Annotated in this window: 18 protein-coding genes; 14 read left to right on the forward strand and 4 right to left on the reverse strand. The window is 59.6% G+C overall.

What is annotated here, in order from left to right; translation table 11 throughout:
- Positions 1-2: 2 nt before the first annotated feature.
- The 3 genes from qseG to glnB all read left to right on the forward strand — a co-directional run bounded on the left by qseG (position 3) and on the right by glnB (position 2424).
- Positions 3-674 (forward strand): two-component system QseEF-associated lipoprotein QseG, encoded by a 672-nt coding sequence (gene qseG, locus C1N56_RS04985; RefSeq protein WP_021506537.1) that lies wholly within the window; start codon positions 3-5, stop codon positions 672-674.
- Between the two features lie 2 nt (positions 675-676).
- The gene (glrR, locus tag C1N56_RS04990; protein WP_125309206.1) at positions 677-2008 is read left to right on the forward strand and encodes a two-component system response regulator GlrR; all 1332 of its coding nucleotides are present in this window, start codon (positions 677-679) and stop codon (positions 2006-2008) included.
- A gap of 77 nt (positions 2009-2085) precedes the next feature.
- Positions 2086-2424, forward strand: coding sequence for a nitrogen regulatory protein P-II (gene glnB / locus C1N56_RS04995; protein WP_007886217.1), 339 nt, complete (start codon positions 2086-2088; stop codon positions 2422-2424).
- Between the two features lie 51 nt (positions 2425-2475).
- Here glnB and hmpA read toward each other — a convergent pair whose 3' ends face one another.
- A complete protein-coding gene (gene hmpA, locus C1N56_RS05000; RefSeq protein ID WP_166712012.1) occupies positions 2476-3660 on the reverse strand; it encodes an NO-inducible flavohemoprotein in 1185 nt (394 codons plus the stop codon).
- A gap of 336 nt (positions 3661-3996) precedes the next feature.
- Here hmpA and glyA point away from each other — a divergent pair, with 336 nt between their 5' ends.
- Entirely contained in the window at positions 3997-5250 is a 1254-nt protein-coding gene (glyA, locus tag C1N56_RS05005; RefSeq protein WP_021506540.1) for a serine hydroxymethyltransferase, read from the forward strand.
- 124 nt (positions 5251-5374) lie between these two features.
- Positions 5375-6511 (forward strand): 3-phenylpropionate MFS transporter, encoded by a 1137-nt coding sequence (locus C1N56_RS05010; protein WP_238561645.1) that lies wholly within the window; start codon positions 5375-5377, stop codon positions 6509-6511.
- Here C1N56_RS05010 and csiE read toward each other — a convergent pair.
- On the reverse strand, positions 6508-7776 hold the full coding sequence (gene csiE, locus C1N56_RS05015) for a stationary phase inducible protein CsiE (protein ID WP_058770857.1): 1269 nt from the start codon (positions 7774-7776) through the stop codon (positions 6508-6510). The two genes, C1N56_RS05010 and csiE, sit on opposite strands and share 4 nt — an antisense overlap.
- A 158-nt stretch (positions 7777-7934) precedes the next feature.
- On the opposite strand from csiE, the gene C1N56_RS05020 reads away from it, so the two are divergent.
- From C1N56_RS05020 to C1N56_RS05030, 3 genes are all read left to right on the forward strand, one after another.
- Positions 7935-8561: a DUF1007 family protein gene (locus tag C1N56_RS05020; RefSeq protein WP_394517196.1), complete on the forward strand. Its 627-nt coding sequence runs from the start codon at positions 7935-7937 to the stop codon at positions 8559-8561.
- Complete coding sequence (locus C1N56_RS05025) at positions 8552-9529, forward strand: nickel/cobalt transporter (RefSeq protein WP_394517197.1); 978 nt, start codon at positions 8552-8554, stop codon at positions 9527-9529. Before C1N56_RS05020 ends, C1N56_RS05025 begins: the two co-directional genes overlap by 10 nt.
- A 201-nt stretch (positions 9530-9730) precedes the next feature.
- Entirely contained in the window at positions 9731-10744 is a 1014-nt protein-coding gene (locus tag C1N56_RS05030; protein ID WP_058758290.1) for a hypothetical protein, read from the forward strand.
- A gap of 46 nt (positions 10745-10790) precedes the next feature.
- On the opposite strand, the gene suhB is transcribed toward C1N56_RS05030, so the two are convergent.
- Positions 10791-11594 (reverse strand): inositol-1-monophosphatase, encoded by an 804-nt coding sequence (gene suhB, locus C1N56_RS05035; protein ID WP_058758291.1) that lies wholly within the window; start codon positions 11592-11594, stop codon positions 10791-10793.
- A 122-nt stretch (positions 11595-11716) separates the two neighbouring features.
- On the opposite strand from suhB, the gene trmJ reads away from it, so the two are divergent.
- The 5 genes from trmJ (at position 11717) to sseB (ending at position 16516) form a co-directional block, all read left to right on the forward strand.
- Entirely contained in the window at positions 11717-12460 is a 744-nt protein-coding gene (gene trmJ, locus C1N56_RS05040) for a tRNA (cytosine(32)/uridine(32)-2'-O)-methyltransferase TrmJ (protein WP_031279390.1), read from the forward strand.
- A gap of 135 nt (positions 12461-12595) precedes the next feature.
- On the forward strand, positions 12596-13093 hold the full coding sequence (gene iscR, locus C1N56_RS05045) for a Fe-S cluster assembly transcriptional regulator IscR (RefSeq protein WP_031279392.1): 498 nt from the start codon (positions 12596-12598) through the stop codon (positions 13091-13093).
- An 89-nt stretch (positions 13094-13182) separates the two neighbouring features.
- A complete protein-coding gene (locus C1N56_RS05050) occupies positions 13183-14352 on the forward strand; it encodes an IscS subfamily cysteine desulfurase (RefSeq protein ID WP_058775653.1) in 1170 nt (389 codons plus the stop codon).
- 57 nt (positions 14353-14409) lie between these two features.
- Entirely contained in the window at positions 14410-15696 is a 1287-nt protein-coding gene (gene pepB / locus C1N56_RS05055; protein ID WP_058758293.1) for an aminopeptidase PepB, read from the forward strand.
- A 52-nt stretch (positions 15697-15748) separates the two neighbouring features.
- Positions 15749-16516, forward strand: coding sequence for an enhanced serine sensitivity protein SseB (sseB, locus tag C1N56_RS05060; protein ID WP_058758294.1), 768 nt, complete (start codon positions 15749-15751; stop codon positions 16514-16516).
- A gap of 192 nt (positions 16517-16708) precedes the next feature.
- Here the strand turns inward: sseB and sseA are convergent, their stop codons facing one another.
- Positions 16709-17548, reverse strand: coding sequence for a 3-mercaptopyruvate sulfurtransferase (sseA, locus tag C1N56_RS05065; protein WP_394517198.1), 840 nt, complete (start codon positions 17546-17548; stop codon positions 16709-16711).
- A 146-nt stretch (positions 17549-17694) separates the two neighbouring features.
- Here sseA and C1N56_RS05070 point away from each other — a divergent pair, with 146 nt between their 5' ends.
- Positions 17695-22575 carry an alpha-2-macroglobulin family protein gene (locus tag C1N56_RS05070; RefSeq protein WP_394517199.1) on the forward strand — a complete coding sequence of 1627 codons (4881 nt, stop codon included), beginning with the start codon at positions 17695-17697 and terminating at the stop codon, positions 22573-22575.
- Positions 22576-22578 lie beyond the last annotated feature (3 nt).

A 22578-nucleotide genomic window follows, 5' to 3' on the forward strand; every position in this document is an offset into this window, starting at 1 on the left:
TAATGAAACTCACATCCAGCCGATTTCTCGTCGGCGCACTGATCGCCATCGGCCTGAGCGCCTGTCAGGCGCCTCCCCAGAGCAGTACGCCGCGCGGTGCGGTGAACCTGCCGGAGCCGGACGTGCGCCTGGCGGATTATCTGGCCACCGATTGCCAGAATGTCTGGCAGATTGAAGCACCGGCGGCCATGAGCAATCCACTATACTGGCAGCGCGCTATCGACTGCGGTGAGCGGCTGTCGGCGGCCGAAGCGCGGGCGGAAGCGCGGCGCTGGCCGGTACAGAACTGGGCGCGCGCCTTTAAGCAGGGCATCCTGCTGGCGAACGGCAACGTGACGCCGGTGGAGCGCCGTCAGTACGTTGATACGCTCGACAGCTATAGCGCGGATTATCCGGCGGCGGTGCGTCCGCTGCTGCAGCTGTGGCGCAGTAACCAGGCCGCGCAGCTGGAGCTGAGCGAGGCGCGCGGCCGCTACGCCGCGCTGCAGCAAAGCAATGACGCCGAACTGGATCGCCTGCGTCAGCAGCAAACGCAACTGCGGCAAACGCTGGACGATACCCAGCGTAAATTGCAGCGACTGACTGACATCGAGCGTCAGCTGTCATCGCGCAAAGCGCCGGACAGCGGCGACAGCACACACGGTGCCAGCGATGCCCAAAGCGAGGAGCAGTAACCATGAAACAGGCCGCACGCTTACTGCTGGTGGATGACGATCCGGGCTTACTCAAGCTGCTCGGTATGCGTCTCAGCAGTGAAGGCTATCAGGTAGCGACCGCGGCCAGCGGGCCGGAAGCCCTGCGTCATCTGCAGAAAGAGAAAGTCGATTTGGTGATCAGCGATCTGCGCATGGATGAAATGGATGGCCTGGCGCTGTTTGCTGAAATCCAGAAGCGCCATACCGGACTGCCGGTCATCATCCTGACCGCGCACGGCTCGATTCCGGACGCGGTAGCCGCCACGCAGCAGGGCGTGTTCAGCTTTCTGACCAAACCGGTCGATCGCGATGCGCTATACAAAGCGATTGACGAAGCGCTGGCGCAGCGCGCGCCGGTCAGCGACGACGGCTGGCGCGAAGCGATCGTCACGCGTAATCCGCTGATGCTGCGGCTGCTGGAGCAGGCGCACATGGTGGCGCAATCTGACGTCAGTATATTGATTAACGGCCAGAGCGGCACCGGCAAAGAGGTGCTGGCGCAGGCGATTCATGCTGCCAGCCCTCGCGCCGGCAAACCTTTCATTGCCATCAACTGCGGCGCGCTGCCGGAACAGCTGCTGGAGTCGGAGCTGTTTGGCCACGCCAAAGGCGCCTTCACCGGTGCCGTAAGTGCGCGCGAAGGGCTGTTTCAGGCGGCGGAAGGCGGCACGCTGTTTCTCGATGAGATTGGCGACATGCCGCAGGCGCTGCAGGTAAAACTTCTCCGCGTGCTGCAGGAGCGCAAAGTGCGCCCGCTGGGCAGCAACCGCGATCTCGACATCAACGTGCGCATCATCTCTGCCACGCACCGCGATCTGCCGAAGGCGATGGAGAAGAAAAGCTTCCGCGAAGATCTCTACTATCGTCTCAACGTGGTGAATCTCAGGATCCCGGCACTGCACGAACGCGCCGAAGACATCCCGCTGCTGGCCAACCATCTGCTGCGCCAGTCGGCCGATCGCCACAAACCGTTTGTGCGCAGCTTCTCGGTCGATGCGATGAAACGGCTGGTGAGTGCCAGCTGGCCGGGAAATGTGCGCCAGCTGGTCAACGTGATTGAGCAGTGCGTGGCGCTTACTACGTCGCCGGTAATTAGTGACGCGCTGGTAGAGCAGGCGCTGGCTGGCGAGAACACGGCGCTACCGACCTTTGTCGAAGCACGCAACCAGTTTGAGCTTAACTATCTGCGCAAACTGCTGCAGATGACCAAAGGTAATGTGACGCATGCGGCGCGTCTGGCTGGACGCAACCGTACCGAGTTTTATAAGCTGCTGTCGCGCCACGAACTGGACGCCAGCGAATTTAAAGAGTAGCTTGCTGCGGCAGCGTCAGGAACACTTATACTCATAGTTACCCGTCCATCATGGAGGGAGCGAAAAAAGGATCTGTGATGAAAAAGATCGATGCAATTATCAAACCATTCAAACTCGATGATGTGCGTGAAGCCTTAGCGGAAGTGGGCATCACCGGGATGACGGTTAGCGAAGTGAAAGGCTTCGGACGTCAGAAAGGCCACACCGAGCTGTATCGCGGTGCCGAATACATGGTCGATTTTCTGCCAAAAGTGAAAATCGAGATGGTGGTGGGCGATGATATCGTCGATACCTGCGTAGAAACCATCATGAAAACCGCGCAGACCGGTAAAATCGGCGACGGCAAAATCTTTGTCTTTGACGTGGCGCGCGTCGTGCGTATTCGTACCGGCGAGGAAGACGAAGAGGCCATCTGAGCCCTTCGCTCCTCACCAGACACAAAGCCTGCCGCGTGCAGGCTTTTTCATTTACAGCACTTTGTGCGGACCGAACACTTCGTAGTGGATACGGTCGGCGCTGATGCCGGCATCAGTCAGCTGGCGCGCAACAAACTGCATGAACGCCAGCGGGCCGCAAATCCAGAACTCACCCTCGGGCTGGGTCAGTGCGGTTGAGACGGTGGCTAAATCCATCAGACCCTGCGCGTCGTAACGTCCCGCATCGTCAGCTTGCGGCTGGCGATACCAGACGTGGCGGCTAAAGCGCGGCAGTTGCGCGCCCAGCGCCGCGACCTCATCAGCAAACGCGTGCTGCGCGCCGTTTTCGGCGGCGTGCAGCCAGCATACCGCGGCCGAATGCTGCTGCTCCGCCAGGCTGGCCAGCATGGCTAACAGCGGCGTTTGCCCGACGCCTGCTGAGATCAGCGTCACCGGCGTCTGCGCTGCTGCCTGCAGGAAGAAATCCCCGGCCGGCGCGGCGCACTGCACGATATCGCCGACCTTCGCATGCTGATGCAGCCAGCCGGAGACGCTGCCCTGCGCTTCGTGCTTCACTGCAATGCGATAGGCTTTGCCATCCGGCAGATGCGTCAGCGAATACTGGCGGTGCTGAATGTAGTCGCTGTCCGCCGGGCGCAGACTGAGGGTCAGATACTGGCCGGGCAGGAAGTCCGCCACCGGCTCTCCATCATTCGGCACCAGCTCAATGCTTTTGATCACCGAGCTCTGCGCGGTAATCGCACGGATACGAAAATCGCGCGCGCCGCGCCAGCCGCCGACCTTTTCTTCCGACGCACGGTAAATCGCTGCTTCACGCTGGATAAACACCTCAGCCAGCACGCCATAGGCTTTGCCCCACGCCGCCAGTACTTCATCGCCTGGATTGAGCAGCTCTTTAATCGTCGCCAGCAGGTTTTCCCCGACAATCGCGTACTGCGCCGGCTGAATATTCAGGCTGGCATGCTTCTGCGCAATTTTCTCCACCGCCGGCAGCAGCGCCTCAAGATTTTCCAGGTTGCTGCCGTACGCGCAGATCGCGTTAAACAGCGCTTCACGCTGATTGCCGCTGCGCTGGTTGTTCATGTTAAACACGTTCTTCAGCTCGGGATGCTGCGTCAGCATCCGCTGATAAAAGTGACCGGTCAGCTGCGGGCCGAGTTGAGCAATCGCGGGCAGGGTAGATTTCACGGTGGCGATGGTTTGTGCGTCAAGCATGGGCTGATCCTCAGAGTAATTTTAAACATGTATTTTAAATGCATGTTATGCCTGTTGCCGCGCACTGTAAATCCCCCGTTTTGTCTGGGGTGACGAGTGCCAATCTGCTGGCGGGCGCGCAAAGCTGAAAAATTTTCCCGCTGCTGATGAACAAATATCCGGTTTTCTTCCCCGGCTAAAAAGCGTAAAAATCCCGTGCCAGCGCCTTGCCAATCGTTTGCGTAAAAAGAGGAGATTGGCGCTACCGTCCCCTGGCAAAACCGTTTACACTGTTGGCCTTCGCCCCCAGCCGGGGCTTAAACTGCCGTTAAAAAGTTGCTGAGTCAGGAGATGCGGATGTTAAAGCGTGATATGAACATTGCCGATTATGATGCCGAGTTGTGGCAGGCTATGGAGCAGGAGAAGGTGCGTCAGGAAGAGCACATTGAACTGATTGCTTCGGAAAACTACACCAGCCCACGCGTTATGCAGGCGCAAGGTTCACAGCTCACCAACAAATATGCCGAAGGCTATCCGGGCAAACGCTACTACGGCGGATGTGAATATGTGGATATCGTTGAGCAGCTGGCGATCGATCGCGCCAAAGCGCTGTTCGGCGCGGATTACGCTAACGTGCAGCCGCACTCCGGCTCCCAGGCTAACTTCGCGGTGTATACCGCGCTGCTGCAGCCGGGCGACACCATTCTGGGCATGAACCTGGCACACGGTGGTCACCTGACCCACGGTTCGCCGGTCAACCTGTCCGGTAAACTGTACAACGTTATCCCTTACGGCATCGATGAAACCGGCAAAATCAATTACGAAGAGCTGGCCGAACTGGCGCAGACCCACAAGCCAAAAATGATCGTGGGCGGCTTCTCTGCTTACTCTGGCGTGTGCGACTGGGCAAAAATGCGTGAAATCGCCGACAGCATCGGCGCCTGGCTGTTTGTTGATATGGCCCACGTTGCCGGTCTGATCGCTGCTGATGTGTACCCGAACCCGGTACCACACGCGCACATCGTGACCTCGACCACGCACAAAACGCTGGCCGGTCCGCGTGGTGGCCTGATCCTGGCGAAAAACGGCGACGAAGAGCTGTACAAGAAACTGAACTCCGCGGTGTTCCCGGGTGGTCAGGGCGGCCCGCTGATGCACGTTATCGCCGGTAAAGCCGTCGCGTTCAAAGAAGCGATGGAGCCGGAGTTCAAGGCTTATCAGCAGCAGGTCGCGAAGAATGCCAAAGCGATGGTGGAAGTGCTGCTGGAGCGTGGTTACAACATCGTCTCAGGCGGTACTTACAACCACCTGTTCCTGATCGATCTGGTGAGCAAAGGGCTGACCGGTAAAGAGGCGGATGCCGCTCTGGGCCGCGCCAACATCACCGTGAACAAAAACAGCGTACCTAACGATCCGAAGAGCCCGTTTGTGACCTCCGGTGTGCGTATCGGTACGCCAGCAGTGACCCGTCGCGGCTTCAAAGAAGCGGAAGTGCGCGAACTGGCGGGCTGGATCGCTGACGTTCTCGACAATATCAACGACGAAGCCACTATCGAGCGCACCAAACAGAAAGTGCTGGATATCTGTGCCCGTCTGCCGGTTTATGCCTGATAAGCGCTAAACCCGCAGTGTGAAGAAGGATGGCGCAAGCCATCCTTTTTTTATTCCCTTTCGCAGGCGGCTTTGAGAAAGTAGCGGCCATTCCGCGCACGGCGGAGCGTCAACAGGAGGAAACATGACCATCGGATCGGCCAGGTGGCTGGGACTGAGCTACTTCACCTACTTTTTCTGCTATGGCATCTATCTGCCGTTCTGGAGCGTGTGGCTGAAAGGCAACGGGCTGGATGCGGAAAAAATTGGCCTGCTGCTCGGCTGTGGCATGGTGGCGCGCTTTGCCGGCAGCCTGTTGATTGCTTCGCAGGTGAAAAATCCAGCGCAGCTGATTGTTGCGCTGCGCCTGCTGGCGCTGGTGACCTGTCTGTTCGCGCTCGGTTTCTGGCTGGGCGGTCAGTGGCTATGGCTGCTGCTGGTGATGATTGGTTTTAACCTGTTCTTCTCGCCGCTGGTGCCGCTGAGTGATGCGCTGGCGGCCACCTGGACACAGCAAATCGGGCTGGCCTATGGTCCGGTACGGCTGTGGGGCTCGCTGGCGTTTGTTATCAGCTCGGCGCTTACCGGTATGCTGGTCAGCGCCTGGTCATCGCAGGTGATTCTGCTGCTGCTAAGCGCAGGCGCGCTGGCGATGCTGTCCGGCATGCTGCTGCCGCCACAAACCCGACCGCAGGGTGAGCTACGCCAGGGCGCGAGCGGTGGCTGGGCGGCGTGGCGCGACCTGCTGCGCGAGAACAGCGTCTGGCGTTTCATGCTGTGCGTAACGCTGATGCAGGGCGCACACGCCGCGTATTACAGCTTCAGCGCCATCTGGTGGCAGGAAGCAGGGTATTCGGCCTCGGTGGTCGGTTATCTGTGGTCGCTGGGCGTGGTGGCCGAAATCGTGATTTTTGCCCTGAGTAACCGGCTGTTTCGCCGCTGGAGCGCGCGCGATCTGCTGCTGCTGTCCGGCGTGTGCGCGCTGGTGCGCTGGACGCTGCTGGGTGCCAGCACAGCGCTACCGCTGTTGATTGTGGCGCAGATTCTGCACTGCGGCAGCTTTACCATCTGCCATCTGGCGGCGATGCGCTTTATTGCCGCGCGTAAAGGCGCAGAAGTGATTCGTCTGCAGTCGCTCTATTCGGCGCTGGCAATGGGCGGCGGCATCGCGGTGATGACGATGGTGTGCGGCGTGCTGTTTACCCACCTGCACGGCCAGCTGTTCTGGGTAATGGCGCTGGTGGCGCTGCCGGCGCTGTTCCTGCGGCCACGCGCGGCTTAAGACTCCAGCAGCTGACGAATGCGCTGCTGCTGGTGATCGCTCAGCGGCAGCTCAGCGTGGATCAGCGGCGGCGAGTAGAGCGGCAGGGCGGTGGCGTAGGGCGTCACCACCAGCGCCACATCGCGCGGTGCGCCTTCACGCTGAAAGTGCAGCATATCCTGATAGGTAATATTGATTGGCAGCAGCATCATTTCCCGCAGCTGCTGCTCCAGCAGCTGTTCCAGCGCTGCGTCAGCGCCGGTCAGTAACAGCACCTGTTTCTCCTGTAGCGCGCTCTCCTGCATCAGCCAGCCACCAAACTGCACCGCCACCAGGCTCACTTCTTCCGCGCTAAACTGCGTGCCGAAATCGCTGCTGAAGTGCTGCAGCGCGCGCGCCGTGGTGCGCAGCAGGCGCGGATAGAGACGCGCCACGTCCAGCGCCACGCTGTTATCAATGCCAATGGCAAAATGGCTGCGATCCAGCGCCTGCGCCAGGTGAGTATAGAGCTGCAGCTTCAGCTGCTGCTGGTTTTTGATACGCGTCTGCGCCAGTTGCTCAAAGCGGGCGATCAGCGCTTCCACCGCGGCCATCAGCTTGTGTGCCTGACTGTCCGCCAGCTGGCTGCCGTCGGGTGCATGAATCAGGCTGAACAGCAGCGTCCAGAAATCGGTTTCGCTGACGTCCGGTGCCAGATGGCAACGTTTTTGCCAGTGATGGATCACGTCATCCGCTGCGCTACGTTCGATCTTCGCCGCCAGCCAGGCGCGCTGGCGCTCGCTGAACAGCGCCGTCTGACGCTGACACAGCGCATATTTCATGAAGATTTGCAGAAACAGCCGGTCGCGAGGCGTGAAATCGCGCGCCAGCCGCAGGCTGCAATGCTGGATCAGCGCCTGCAGATTGGTTTCATCCCACAGCGCTTTCTCAATTTTCAGCACCTTCAGCCGCTGGCGCAGTGCCGGCGCAAAATGCGTGCAGACGAAATCCTGCGACAGGCGCAGCGCGCGGCGCAGCCAGTGCAGCAGGCACAGACGCCGGTCCAGTTCCGTGCCATGAATGCGAAAGCTGCCATCCACCATCTGGTGTAATTCCAGCTGGTGAAAGCGCTGTATCTCATCTCCGACATCCGCGATATCCTGTCGGGCGACAACAGGGTCCACGCCATTCAACTGGCAGAGCTTTTCAAGCGTTAACGCGGGAGCAGGCAGAAACAGCAGCAACAGCAGATGGCAACGACGCTGGGCGCGGCTGAAGAGGGGAGCAGTAGAATGCGCTGAACTCATCAATCGTGTTATCCGCAGGTCATTTTTCAGCTAAGAATAGCCAACTCCGCGCGCTGACCCTGGCCTTTGTCATGACTTTTGTTCAGAGCTTCAGGGCGGGTCACAGTTTTTTCTGGCCCGGTATCCTTCTGACTTTAAAATTTGTTACTTTATAACATATGAAAATTGCGCTCGTTAGCTTTACGCTGTTGTTCAGCGGCGCCGTGTGGGCGCATCCACACAGCTTTATTGATATGCAGATCGAACTGCTCGGTAAGGACGATCATCTCAGCGCGATGAAGATGGTATGGACCATGGATGAAATCACCTCCGCCGATCTGCTGTACGATGCCGGCAACGCCAAACCCGGCGAGGTGGTGTGGAAAAAGCTGGCGGCACAGGTAATGGCCAATGTGCTGGGCCAGCACTATTTTACCGAAGTGTGGCAGGATAAAAATCGGGTGAAATTTCTCAACCTGCCGCAGGAGTATCAGCTGTCGCGCAAGGGCAACAAAGCAGTGCTGGAGTTCATTGTGCCGTTCGGCGAACCGCAGTCGTTAAGCGCCAGGCAGTACCGCATCCAGACCTTCGATCCCAGTTACTTTGTTGATATGTATTATGACAATCCGCAAGCCATCACCATGGATGAGACCGTGAAAGCCCATTGCCAGTTTGACTTACACACGCCCAAACCGGATGACTCGCTAAAACAGTACGCGCTGTCGCTGGATAAAGCTGACGCACCGCCCGAGGATATGGATCTCGGCCAGCAGTTTGCCCAGACGGTAACCCTGACATGTCGTTGATTTCACTGCCTGGCGCTTCCCGTCGCTGGTGGCCGCTGTGGCTGCTGGCTGCGCTGCTAATTTCTTCGGGCGGGATGCTGTGGCTGCACTGGCCGCAGATTCTGCTGCAAAGCGTACTGTGGCAGAAGGTTCTGCACCGCGAGATGACGCAGCTCCTGCAACAGGTGGCGCAGCAGCCGCAGCAGGCCGGTGTCACGCTGATGCTGTTCAGCCTTGCCTATGGCGTGCTGCATGCGCTGGGGCCGGGCCACGGCAAAGTGGTGATCAGCACCTTTCTCGCTACCCATCCGGCGCAGCTGCAAACCAGCATGAAGCTGACGCTGCTGGCGGCGCTGTTGCAGGGCACGGTGGCGATTGCTCTGGTGACGCTGATGCTGGTAGTGCTGCAAACCTCGTCGCGCCAGCTGCATCTCACCAGTTACTGGCTGGAGAAAGGCAGCTATTTGCTGGTGATGGCGCTCGGCGTCTGGGTGGGCTGGCGCGCGCTACAGGGGTTACGCCGCGCGTTCCGTCCGGCAACCGGGCTCCAGATTCGCGCGGTACGACCGCATCATCAGCACCATGCTGACTGCGGCTGCGGTCATGCCCACCTGCCGAGCGCGCAACAGCTGGCCGGTGCGGTGAGCGGCAAAACCCAGGCGCTGGTGGTGCTGTCGATGGGGCTGCGGCCCTGTTCCGGTGCCATCATGATGCTGTTGTTTGCCAAAGTGATTGGCGTGTATGGCTGGGGCGTGGCCTCGGCGCTGACCATGGCGCTGGGCACCGCGCTCACCGTGTCGCTGCTGGGGTTGCTGGTGCAGCGCTCGCGCGTGCTGGCGGTGCGCCTCGGCAGGGTCAGCAGCACAGGGGCAGCGCAATGGTTGTTGCCGGCCGTGATGCTGGCTGGCAGCCTGCTGTTGCTGCTGGCCGGCTTTATTTTATGGCACAGTGCTACGCCCGGCTTCGGTGGCGGTCTGCGTCCTTTTTAATTAATACGCTTTAAAAAATAAGCGCAGCATGTTCCCTGAATATGCTGCGTTTTTTTTTGCCCGCGACGCAGAGTTTAATTTCTCTTGCCCGACGATCTGGTGAAAAGAGTTTTCTCTGTCTACGCTAGATAATATCAAAAAGGACAGGGTGTGCTCTTATATGCGTTACTCTTTATCGTCAATGTTTGTGAGGAAATAAATATGCCTGAAACCTGGACTAATAATGGCAGCACGGAAACGGTGGTGGAAACGCACGGCGGTTTACCGTTGAAACGCATTTCCTGGAGTGCCGTATTTGCAGGGGTGATTGCGGCATTAATCATTCATATTTTACTGGGGCTGCTGGGAACCGCAATCGGTGCCACGACCATCGATCCCCAGCAGGAACAAAATCCGCTGGAACACCTCGGGACCGGGGCGCTGATTTGGACCGGGGCCAGCATGCTGATTGCGCTGGCGGTCGGTAGCTACGTTGCCGGACGGCTGGCTCAGCGCGAAGGTGCGCTGCACGGTCTGCTGATGTTTGGTGTCAGTACCCTGATTACACTGTGGCTGGCGATTTCACTTGCCAGCGGTATTATCGGCGGCGCCTTTAATATTTTAGGCTCCGGTTTTAATGCCCTGGGTAACGGTATTTCTGCAGTAGCGCCATCGGTGACCAATATGGCGAAAGAGAAGCTGCAGGAAAATAATATCAACCTGGATGATTTGCAAAATGAATTGCAAACCACGCTGCGTCAGACCGGCAAACCGGAACTGCAGCCGGAAAATTTACAGCAGGATGTAAATAGCGAAGCGAATAATGCGCAAAACCAGGCGAAACAGACGGCACAGAATCCACAGAATGCCGACAATGATATTGCCAATTGGATCCGTGGTGTACTGAGTCGCCATGCCGATACGCTGCAGGCGGCAGACCGCGATGCGCTGAAAAACATTATTAAAGCGCGGACCGGAAAAAGCGATCAGGAAGCGGAGCAGATCGTTAATCAGACTGAGCAGAGCTATCAACAGGCGATGCAGAAATATCAGCAGCTGAAGCAGGAAGCGGAGCAGAAAGCGCGTGAAGCCGCAGAGAAAGCCGCGGCGGCAACGGCGAAAGCCAGCTGGTTTGCCTTCTTCATGATGCTGATCGAGGCGGTGCTGGCGGCGGTCCTCGGTGGTGTCGGTCGGCGTACCCAGCCGCGCACCGTGTTAACCCACGAGCGTCGGTAATAAAGTCGGTAATAAAAAAGGCGGCTGATTTAGCCGCCTTTTTTGCTTAGCGCTTCAGCGCTTCGCTCAGTTCTTCGCGCATGCTTGCCAGCATCGCCTTCACCACACGCGGGTTACCGGCCACCAGGTTGCCAGACAGCATATAGCCGTGGTTACCGGTGAAATCGGTCACCAGACCGCCCGCTTCACGCACCAGCAGTTCACCGGCAGCGAAATCCCATGGCTTCAGGCCAATCTCAAAGAAACCGTCAACGCGACCTGCGGCCACATAGGCCAAATCCAGCGCAGCAGAGCCGGTACGGCGGAAATCAGCGCACTGGGTAAACAGTTTTGCCACGATGTTGATGAACGGCGTAGCGTGCTGCTTCAGCTTGAACGGGAAGCCGGTAGCCAGAATGGTGCCGTCGAGGTCACGCGCCGTGCTGCCGCGCAGGCGATAGCCGTTAAGCTGCGCGCCCTGACCGCGTACAGCGGTGAACAGTTCGTTACGCATTGGATCGTAAACCACCGCCACTTCGGTGCGGCCTTTGATGCGCACGGCGATAGAAACAGCAAAGTGGGGCAGACGTTTGATGAAGTTGGTGGTGCCATCCAGTGGATCGATTACCCATTGAACATCCTGATCGTCGCCCGCCAGCTCACCGCTTTCTTCGGTGATGATGGTGTGTTGCGGGTAGGATTTGCGAATCACTTCGACAATCAGACGTTCTGCGTCGCGGTCAACATTGGTAACGAAGTCGTTGCTGCCTTTCTGGCTGGCTTCGACGGCGTCCGGGGTTTCATAATTCTTGGCAATTAAATTTCCGGCCTTGCGCGCTGCGCGCACGGCGATGTTGAGCATCGGATGCATCGGTATCTCTCACTGGATGTTAAAGAACGGGGTGAAAACGGCGCGGAGTATATCAGGGTGTTCAGCAAATGTCCTGCTTTTATGTTAGGATGCGCGCCATCATTTCCTTATCGCTATCTATTATGCTGCAAAATATCCGAATCGTACTGGTAGAAACCTCGCACACCGGCAACATGGGTTCCGTTGCCCGCGCCATGAAAACCATGGGCTTAAGCAACCTGTATCTGGTCAATCCGCTGGTGAAACCGGACTCGCAGGCCATTTCACTGGCTGCCGGTGCCAGCGATGTGATCGGTGAGGCGAAGATCGTCGATACGCTGGATGAGGCGATTGCCGGCTGTAGCCTGGTGGTGGGCACCAGCGCACGCTCGCGCTCGCTGCCGTGGCCGATGCTTGACTCGCGTGAATGCGGCATCAAAAGCGTGGAAGAGGGCCAGCAGGCGCCGGTGGCGCTGGTGTTTGGCCGCGAGCGCGTGGGCCTGACCAACGAAGAGCTGCAGAAGTGCCACTATCATGTCGCCATTCAGGCCAACCCGGAGTACAGCTCGCTCAACCTGGCGATGGCGGTGCAGATTATCGCCTATGAAGTGCGCATGGCGTGGCTGGACGCGCAGGAGAAAGCCAGTCCGCAGCCCCAGTACGAAGCCTCGCCGTATCCGCTGGTTGACGATCTGGAGCGCTTCTATCAGCACATCGAACAGATGATGCTGAACAGCGGTTTTATCCGCCAGGGCACACCGAGCCAGGTGATGAGCAAACTGCGTCGCCTCTATACCCGTGCGCGTCCGGAGCGCGACGAACTCAACATTCTGCGCGGCATGCTGTCGTCGTTTGAAAAACCCAAAAACGACAAGGGTAATAGTTGAGTAAAACACCAGGTTAAATAGTTGAGCGAAATACTCGGTTAAATAGTTGACCAAAATACTCGGGAATGTCAGACTGGCCTCCATTCTTCAGATAACCCGCCGACTCGCTGGCGGACGCTTACGAGGTTGTATGCTATGAGACTGACATCCAAAGGACGTTATGCCGTAACCGCTATGCTGGACGTTGCCCTGCACTCGCACGAGGGCCCGGTACCGCTGGCCGATATTTCAGAGCGTCAGGGCATTTCGCTCTCCTATCTGGAGCAGTTATTCTCGCGTCTGCGTAAGCACGGTCTGGTGGCCAGCGTGCGGGGTCCGGGTGGCGGTTATCTGTTAGGCAAAGACGCCGGCGCGATTGCAGTTGGTGCGGTGATCACCGCGGTGGACGAATCCGTTGACGCCACCAAATGCCAGGGTAAAGAGGGTTGCCAGGGCGGCGAGCGCTGCCTGACCCACGTCCTGTGGCGCGACCTGAGCGAGCGCATCAGCGATTTCCTCAACAACATCACGCTGGCGGAACTGGTGAATAACCAGGAGATCCTCGACGTGGCCGATCGCCAGAACAGCGTTGATAACCGTCGCTTCCAGCAGCATCGCGTGCAGGAAACCATCAACGTCAATCTGCGCGCCTGATCCTCTCCCGTTCAGCCTCTGCTGTTAACCCAGGAGAGGCTGAATCGTGCTATAAAGACGTATGATTTTTTATACGGAGTTTTAGCGCAATGAAATTACCGATCTACCTGGATTACGCAGCGACAACGCCTGCGGATCCGCGTGTCGCCAGCAAAATGATGCAGTTCCTCACTTTGGATGGCACCTTCGGTAACCCCGCTTCCCGTTCCCACCGTTTTGGCTGGCAGGCTGAAGAGGCCGTTGACGTGGCGCGCAACCAGGTTGCCGAACTGATCAACGCCGATCCACGCGAAATCGTGTTTACCTCCGGTGCCACCGAAGCCGATAACCTGGCGCTCAAAGGCGCGGCGCAGCAGCATCAGGCGCGCGGTAAACACATCATCACCAGTCAGACCGAACACAAAGCGGTGCTCGACAGCTGTGCTCAGCTGGCGCGCGAAGGCTTTGACGTCACCTTTCTGCAGCCCGGCGCGGACGGCATCGTCACGCCTGCGATGCTGGAGGCGGCACTGCGCGACGACACCGTGCTGGTGTCGCTGATGCACGTCAATAATGAAACCGGCGTGATTCAGGACATCGCCGCGCTGGGCGCGCTGTGTCACGCGCGCGACATCCTGTTCCACGTGGACGCCACGCAAAGCGTGGGCAAACTGCCGCTCGACGTCAGCGCGCTGCCGGTGGATTTGATGTCGTTCTCAGCGCACAAGCTGTACGGGCCGAAAGGCATCGGCGCGCTGTGGGTGCGGCGTAAACCAAAACTGCAGATCGACGCGCAGATGCACGGCGGTGGTCACGAGCGCGGCATGCGTTCGGGGACCTTGCCGGTGCACCAGATTGTCGGCATGGGCGAAGCCTATCGCATCGCGCGCGAAGAGATGGCGGACGAGAGTGCGCGCCTGGCTACGCTGCGCCATCGTCTGTGGCAGGGCATCAGCACGCTAAGCGACGTACAGCTCAACGGTTCACTCCAACAGGGCGCGCCGAATATCCTCAATATCAGTTTTGCCCACGTCGATGGCGAATCGCTGATCATGGCGCTGAAAGATCTGGCGCTGTCGTCGGGATCCGCCTGTACCTCTGCCAGCCTTGAACCTTCCTACGTTCTGCGCGCCATGGGCGTGGATCAGCAGCTGGCTTACAGCTCGCTGCGCTTTTCGCTGGGTCGCTTTACCACGCAGGAAGAGATCGATTATGCCATCGGGGTGGTACATAAGGCGGTAACGCGCTTACGGGCGCTGACGCCGGCCACTTCCCGCTAAATTTTCGCCCTGCGCCGGTCAGTGTGCAGGGATAACAAACGCAAACGGAGCCACGCGATGACAACACAACCCATGACGATTACGCTCAGCTCCCAGGCCGCAGATGCGCGCTGGGGCGAGAAAGCCTTGCTGAGCAGCAATGAAAGTGGCATGACCGTTCACCTGACCGGTGCCGATGCGCTGATGAGCATTCAACGTGCCGGACGCAAGCTGGACGGTCAGGGCATTCGCCACGTCGCGCTGAGCGGCGAAGGCTGGGATCTGGAGAAATGCTGGGCGTTCTGGCAGGGTTTCCGCAGCCCGAAAGGCCAGCGTCAGGTCGAATGGCCGACGCTGAGTGAGGCCGATCAGGCCGAATTCGATCGGCGCCTGAAGATCGTTGACTGGGTGCGCGACACCATCAACCTGCCTGCGGAAGATTTGAGTCCGGAGCAGCTGGCGCACAGTGCCATCGATCTGATCAGCGAAGTAGGCGGTGATGCGGTGAGCTATCGCATCATCAAAGGTGAGGATCTGCGTGAGCAGGGCTATGCCGGAATTCATACCGTAGGCCGCGGCTCGACGCGCCCGCCAGTGCTGCTGACGCTGGACTTCAACCCCGGCGGCGACGACAGCACACCGGTGTACGCCTGCCTGGTGGGCAAAGGCATCACCTTTGATACCGGCGGCTACAGCCTGAAGCAGAGCGCGTTCATGGATTCGATGAAATCCGATATGGGCGGCGCGGCAACGGTAACCGGTGCGCTGGCGCTGGCGATTGCGCGCGGCCTGGATAAGCGCGTGAAGCTGTTCCTGTGCTGCGCCGATAACATGGTAAGCGGCAACGCGTTCCGCCTCGGCGACATCATCCGCTATCGCAACGGGAAATCGGTGGAAGTGATGAACACCGACGCCGAAGGGCGTCTGGTGCTAGCCGATGGACTGATCGACGCCAGCGAACAGCGTCCGCAGCTGCTGATTGATGCGGCCACGCTGACCGGTGCCGCGAAAACCGCGCTGGGCAACGATTACCATGCGCTGTTTACCTTTGACGACGTGCTGGCGGAGTCGCTGCTGGGCAGCGCCACCAGCGAGAATGAAGCCTTCTGGCGTCTGCCGCTGGCCGAGTTTCACCGCAACCACCTGCCGTCCAATTTCGCCGATCTGAATAACATCGCCAGCGCGGCACATGCAGCGGGCGCCAGCAGCGCGGCGGCGTTCCTCTCATGGTTCGTCAGCAACTATCAGCAGGGCTGGCTGCACATTGACTGCTCTGCGACCTATCGCAAAAGCGCGGTCGATCAGTGGTCTGCCGGTGCGACTGGCCTTGGCGTGCGTACCATTGCCAATCTGTTACTGAAATAATCCCGACAACGGCAGGCTGCAACCTGCCGTCTTTTTTGGAAGCCTATCCCTTATGAGTAACCGTCTTGAAGAGGTGCTGAAGCTGGCGGCCACCGAGCCTGCGCACCGTCCGGAATTTTTTCAGCTATTGCTGGAGGCCGATGTCTGGGTGCCGGGCGAAAGTCCCGCGGAGCAGTTTGATGCCACCTCGCCGGTAGAATTACAGCACTGGGAGAAAGAGGGCGGCGGCAGCGTGATCCCTTTCTTTACCTCAGAAGCAGCGATGAGCGAAGCTATCCAGGGTGAGCAGCCGTACCTGCGTTTACCGACGCGCACGCTGTTTGAAATGACGCTGGGCGAAACGCTGTTCCTCAATCCAAAACTGCCGGCCGGCAAAGAATTTTCACCCGGCGAGATCGCGCATCTGCTGGGCGAAGAGGGCAGTGCGCTGAGCCAGCAAACGGTGCTGGAGGGCGGTCATGCATTGCTGCTGTCCGAAGTGGCCGAGCCGCCAGCGCAGATGATCGATTCGCTGACCCAGCTGTTTGCGAAATACAAACAGGTGCGTCGCGCCTACGTTGCCAGCATTCGTGAGCGTGCCGATGAACAGGCGAATCTGTTGATTGGGATTGAAGCCGACAGCGATATTGATGCGATTATTCAGGCGGCCGGCAGCGTGGCGACCGATACGCTGCCCGATGACGCGCCGATTGATATCTGTGAAGTGGTCAGCAACGAGCAGGGTGTCAGCCATTTCTTCACCGCGCACATTACGCCGTTTTATGAGCGCCGCTGGGGCAGCTTCCTGCGCGATTTCAAAGGCAGCCAGCGGATTATTTAGTGCCGATGCGCATCAGTGCGCCGGTAAATCGCACCGATTTCACCCAGGTGCGCATAAATGCGTCATCAAAATCGCACCGATTTCACCCAGGTGCGCATAAATGCGCACCCTACATGTAGGGTCGCCGTTTACGGCGACCGGATAAATGTGCACAACATCCGACAACGCGCACCTTACGGCGACCGGATACACTTATTTCTCAATCGGTAAATCGTCGCGGCTGCCCCATTCTCCCCACGAACCGTCGTACAGCGTCACATCACGCACGCCAAGCGCGGTCAGCGCCAGAATCACCACCACCGCCGTCACGCCGGAGCCGCAACTGGCGACAATCGGCTGATCCAGCTTAATGCCTGCCTTTGCAAACAGATCGCGCAGTTCGGCGGCCGGTTTCAGCTCACCGTTGGCCACCAGATCGTTCCACGGCATATTCAGGCTGTGCGGGATATGGCCGCGCAGCAGGCCGGGACGCGGCTCATCCACTTCGGCATTGAAACGGTTGGCCGCGCGCGCATCGACAATCTGCGCGCCGCCCTCGTGGCTGATCAGCAGGACATCGGTCAGGCGCTTTACCTGGCTGCTGTCATACTGCGCGTCGAACTCGCCTTCAGGCAGATTTACCGGACCGGTAGCCAGGCTGAAGCCAGCGGCTTTCCAGCCCTGCAGGCCGCCCGCCAGAATCGACACCTGTTTACAGCCAAAGGCACGCAGCATCCACCAGGCGCGCGGCGCGGAGAACAGATTGCCTTCGTCGTACACCACCAGATGTTTATCCTGGCTGATGCCCAGCTCGCGCATCGCCACGGCAAAGGTCTCTGCGCGCGGCATCATATGCGGATACGGGCTGGTGTGATCGGACAGCGCTTCGATGTTGAAAAAAGGCGCCTCCGGCAGATGCCCGGCCAGATACTCCGCCGTGATATCGCGCACCGCTTCCTGACCTGGCGGCAGCATGCGGGCATCCAGCACCTGCAAACGCTCTTCGTGGTAATGTTCATTCAACCAATCAGCGGACACAAACATGGCTGTCATAGCAACCTCTTCTCCATCAGCGGCAAAGGCCCAGTGTCCGGGAATGTGAAGGCTATCTCAAGGGTAACATTGCTAAAGTTGGCGGCTTGATGTGAAATTGCGCAGCACAACACGTTTAACCTTTTGGGGCTGGTGAGGGAATTACCATGGCAAGATGTGTAAAACGACTGCTGTTCAGCGTGCTGATCGGCGGCGCATTACTGGGCGGCGCGCAGCCGTCGCTGCAGGCGGCTGATACGCCTGCGCCGCAGGCCGCGACACGCGCTCTTGCGGTGATCGACCTGTCCGAACTGCAGCTGGACGGCGCGGCGGCGCTGGTACTGACCTTTAACCGCGCGCTCGACGGTCAGCAGGATTTCAACCACTGGATCAGCCTCACCGATGACAGCAGCGGCAAGGTCGACGGAGGCTGGGAGCTGGCGCAGAACGGCAAAGTGCTGCGCTTCCGCCATCCGCAGCCGGCGCGCAAGCTCACTGTCACCGTCAATGCCGGCCTGAAGGCCGCGGATGGTGGTGCCTTAGCCAGCCCATTCAGCCAGACACTCACCACGCGCGACATCCAGCCGATGGTCGGTTTCGCCAGTCGTGGCTCGCTGCTGCCGCTGCGCCTGGCGCAGGGACTGCCGGTGCTGGCGCTCAACGTTAACCAGATCGATGTTGATTTCTTCCGGGTGAAAAATGCCTCACTGGCAGATTTTCTCGCCCAGTGGAATTACGGCAACAATTTGTCGTACTGGGAATCGCGCGATCTGCTGAAAAACGCCGATCTGGTTTACAGCGGCCGCTTCGATCTCAACCCGGCACGCAATACGCGGGAAAAAATGCAGCTGCCGCTCGGCGACGTCGCGGCGCTGAAACAGCCGGGTGTCTATCTGGCGGTGATGAAACAGGCCGGCACCTACAACTACACGCAACCGGCCACGCTGTTCACCCTGAGCGACATTGGGCTGTCGCTGCACCGTTTTCCCACCCAGCTGGAATTGTTTACACAAAGCCTCGCCAGTGGCGATCCGCTGGCGGATGTCAGCGTGCAGCTACTGGATGAAAAAGGCCAACAGCTGACGAGCGGCAGCAGCGACAGCGAGGGGCATCTGCGTTTAGCGGCTAACGCCAAAGGCAAGCTGCTGCTGGCGACCAGTAAGGGCCAGACTTCGCTCATCGACCTTAATCGCCCGGCGCTGGATCTGGCCGAATTCCCGATTGATGGCCCGCAAGGCTACGACAAACAGTTCTTCATTTTTGGCCCGCGCGATCTCTATCGCCCCGGCGAAACGGTCATCGTTAATGCGCTGCTGCGCGATGCCGATGGCAAACCACTGCCGCCGCAGCCGGTGAAAGCTGAAGTGGTGCAGCCGAATGGTGAAGTGGCACAAACCTTCGTCTGGCAGCCAGAGAACGGCGTTTATCAACAACGTTTTGCCTTACCGGCCTCGGCGATGACCGGTAAATGGACGCTACGTATTAACAGCGGCGACAACCAGCCGCGCAGCTGGCCGTTCAATGTAGAAGATTTCCTGCCCGAACGGATGGCGCTGTCGCTTAAAAGCAACGCTCAGCCCCTGTCGCCAGATGCCAACGTCACCTTTGATGTTGAAGGTCGTTATTTGTATGGCGCGCCAGCGGCAGGCAACGAACTACAGGGCCAGCTGTTCCTGCGTCCGGCGCGTGAAGCGGTCGCTGCGTTGCCAGGTTATCAGTTTGGCGACATCACTGAGGAACTGAAACGTAGCCTTGATGATGTGGATGAAAAGCTGGACGACAGCGGCAGGCTGCAGCTCAGGGTCGAAAGCAGCTGGGCGGAGAGCCACTCTCCGCTCAACCTGATTTTGCAGGCCAGCCTGCTGGAGACCGGCGGTCGTCCGGTAACGCGCCGCGCCACGCAAGCGATCTGGCCTGCGGCCGCGCTGCCGGGCATACGTCCGTTGTTTAACAGCGAATCGGTGTACGACTATCGCACCGATCGTTATAACGACGAGCCAACCGTGCCGGAAAACAGCCTCGCCGAATTTGACGTGGTGTACGCCAATGCGCAGGGCGAAAAGCTGGCGGCGCAGGACCTTGATGTGCGTTTGATCCACGAACGTCGCGACTACTTCTGGAGCTTCTCTGACAGCGAAGGCTGGCAGTCACGTTACGATGAAAAAGATTTGCAGGAAGAGCAGCAGCGCATCAGCATTGCGGCGGGCGGCAGCCAGAAAGTCAGCTTCCCGGTGGAGTGGGGCACCTATCGTCTTGAAGTGCATGCTGGTGACAACATCGTCAGCAGCGTGCGTTTCCAGGCAGGTTACTGGTGGCAGGACAACACCAACGGCACCGGCGCGCTGCGTCCGGATCAGGTCAAACTAAAGATCGACAAAGCCGCCTATCAACCCGGCGACACCGCACGTGTCACGGTGGAATCCCCGGCGGCCGGCAAAGGCTATCTGCTGGTGGAGTCGAGCAGCGGCACCTTGTGGTGGCAACCGCTGGATGTACCGGCGGGCGGCGCAACCATTAATGTGCCAGTCAGTGCGGAGTGGAAGCGCCACGATCTGTATCTCAGCGCGATTGTGGTGCGCGACGGCGACAAAGCGAACGGCACCACGCCAAAACGCGCGGTCGGCTTGTTGCATCTGCCGATGGCAACCGCCGCGCGCCGCCTGACGCTGGCGCTTGAGGCACCGGACAGGATTCGGCCGGAACAAACCGTGCAAGTCAAGGTTAAAGCCCGCCGCGAGGGCGGTGCGCTGCCGCAGCAGGTGCAGGTATTGTTGTCGGCGGTGGACAGCGGCGTGCTGAGCATTACCGACTATGCCACCCCCGATCCGTGGAACGGCTTCTTTGGCCGCAAGCGCTACAACGCCGATCAATATGACGTATTCGGGCAGTTGATTGAGGGCGGTGGCAAACTGGCGGCGCTGCGTTTTGGCGGTGACGGGGATGATGCCGATGCGCTGTCGCGCGGCGGTAAAAAGCCGGTCACCGAGGCGCAGATTGTGGCGCAGCAGCTGCAACCGGTGACGCTGGATGCCAGCGGCGAGGGCACGCTGGAACTGCCGGTACCAGCCTTCAACGGCGAGCTGCGGCTGATGGCGCAGGTGTGGAGCGAAGACAGTTTCGGCGCGGCAGATCGTAAACTGGTGGTCGCCGCACCGCTGGTAAGCGAACTGGCGACGCCGCGCTTTCTTGCCAGCGGCGATCAATCAACACTGGCGCTGGATTTGACCAACCTCACCGATCAACCTCAAACGTTGAACGTCACGGTTAATGCCAGCGGCTTGATTGCACTCAACGGGCAAATCCCGGCCAGGGTGCAGCTGGCGAAAGGGGCGCGAACCACGCTGGCGATCCCGGTTAAAGCGCAGGACGGTTTTGGTGAGGGCGACGTGCAGGTGACCGTTTCGGGGCTGAGTCTGCCGAACGAGACGCTGGCACCGAGCGTGCGCCGCTGGAAGATTGGCGTGCGTCCGGCTTATCCGGCGCAAACCCTGAGTTTCGATAACGTAATGAACAGCGGGCAGCGCTGGCAGGTGATGGCAAGCGCTTTCAACGGCCTGCAGGCTGGCACGCTGAGCGGCCAGCTGTCGCTGAGTTCTCAGCCGCCGCTGAATATCGCCAGCTACATCAGCCAGCTTTACGCTTATCCCTATGGCTGTCTGGAGCAGACCGCCAGCGGCATCTGGCCTTCACTCTTCACCAATCACGCCCAGCTCAGCGCGATGGGCATCAAAACCAGCAGTGATGAGGCGCGCCGCGCGGCAATTGACACCGGCATTACGCGCCTGGCCGGCATGCAGCGCGGTAACGGCAGCTTTGGCCTGTGGAGCAAAGAGAGCAGTGAGGAGTTCTGGCTCACCGCTTACGTCAATGACTTCCTGCTGCGCGCCAGCGAAGCGGGCTACAGCGTGCCGGAGGGCGTGATTAATCGCGCCGACCAGCGCCTGCTGCGTTATTTGCAGGATCCGGCACAAATCGAAACCAGCTGGAGCAGCGATGCCGATGCGCTGCGTTTTAGCGTGCAGGCCTACGCGGGGCTGGTGCTGGCGCGTCAGCAGCAGGCGCCGCTCGGCGCGCTGCGGGCGCTGTATGACCAACGCGCCCAGGCGAAGTCCGGACTGGCGCTGGTGCAGCTTGGTGTGGCGTTGCAGCAGATGGGCGATACGCAGCGCGCGCAGCTGGCGCTGATGCAGGGCATCGCGCTGCAACGCCAGCCTGACATGTGGCTGGGCGATTACGGCAGCCCGCTGCGTGACCGCGCGCTGACGCTGGCGCTGCTGACGGAAAATCAGCTGCTGCCGGAGCAGCAGGGGCCGTTGCTGATTGAACTGGCGCAAACGCTGCACGGGCAGCGCTGGTTCTCTACGCAGGAGAACAATGCGCTGTTCCTCGCCGCGCGGACGCTGCAGCAGCATCAGGGTGAGACCTGGCAGGCCACGCTGCAGGACCAGCCGCTGCGCAGCGATCGGCCGCTGAGTCTCGGGCTGAGCGCGCAGCAGTTGCAGCAGGGCCTGACGGTGACCAGCGACACACCGTCGCCGCTGTACGGCACGCTCAATGTGGTCGGCTATCCGCGCACTGCGCCGTCACCGGTCAGCAACGTGCTCAGCATCAGTCGCGAATACTTCACGCTGGACGGCAAACCGGCCGATCTCAATAACCTTAAGAGCGGCGAGCTGCTGGTGGTGCGGCTGAAGGTGGGCGCCAGTCAGCGCGTCAGCGATGCGCTGGTGGTGGATCTGCTGCCGGCCGGACTGGAGCTGGAAAATCAAAACCTGAGCGACAGCAGCGCCAGCCTGGGCGACAGTGCCGATGCGCTGAAAGAGAGCATGATGGACATGCAGCAGGCCAACATCAAACATCTTGAGTTCCGCGACGACCGCTTTGTCGCCGCGCTGGCGCTGGATGGCTACACGCCCGGCACGCTGCTGTATCTGGCGCGCGCGGTGACGCCGGGCAGTTATCGTCTGCCGCCACCGCAGGTGGAGTCGATGTATGTGCCCGCGTGGCGCGCCATCGGCACCACGCCGGAAAAACTTCATGTGCGTTAAGCG

It is taken from the genome of Pantoea sp. SGAir0175, assembly GCF_043547855.1.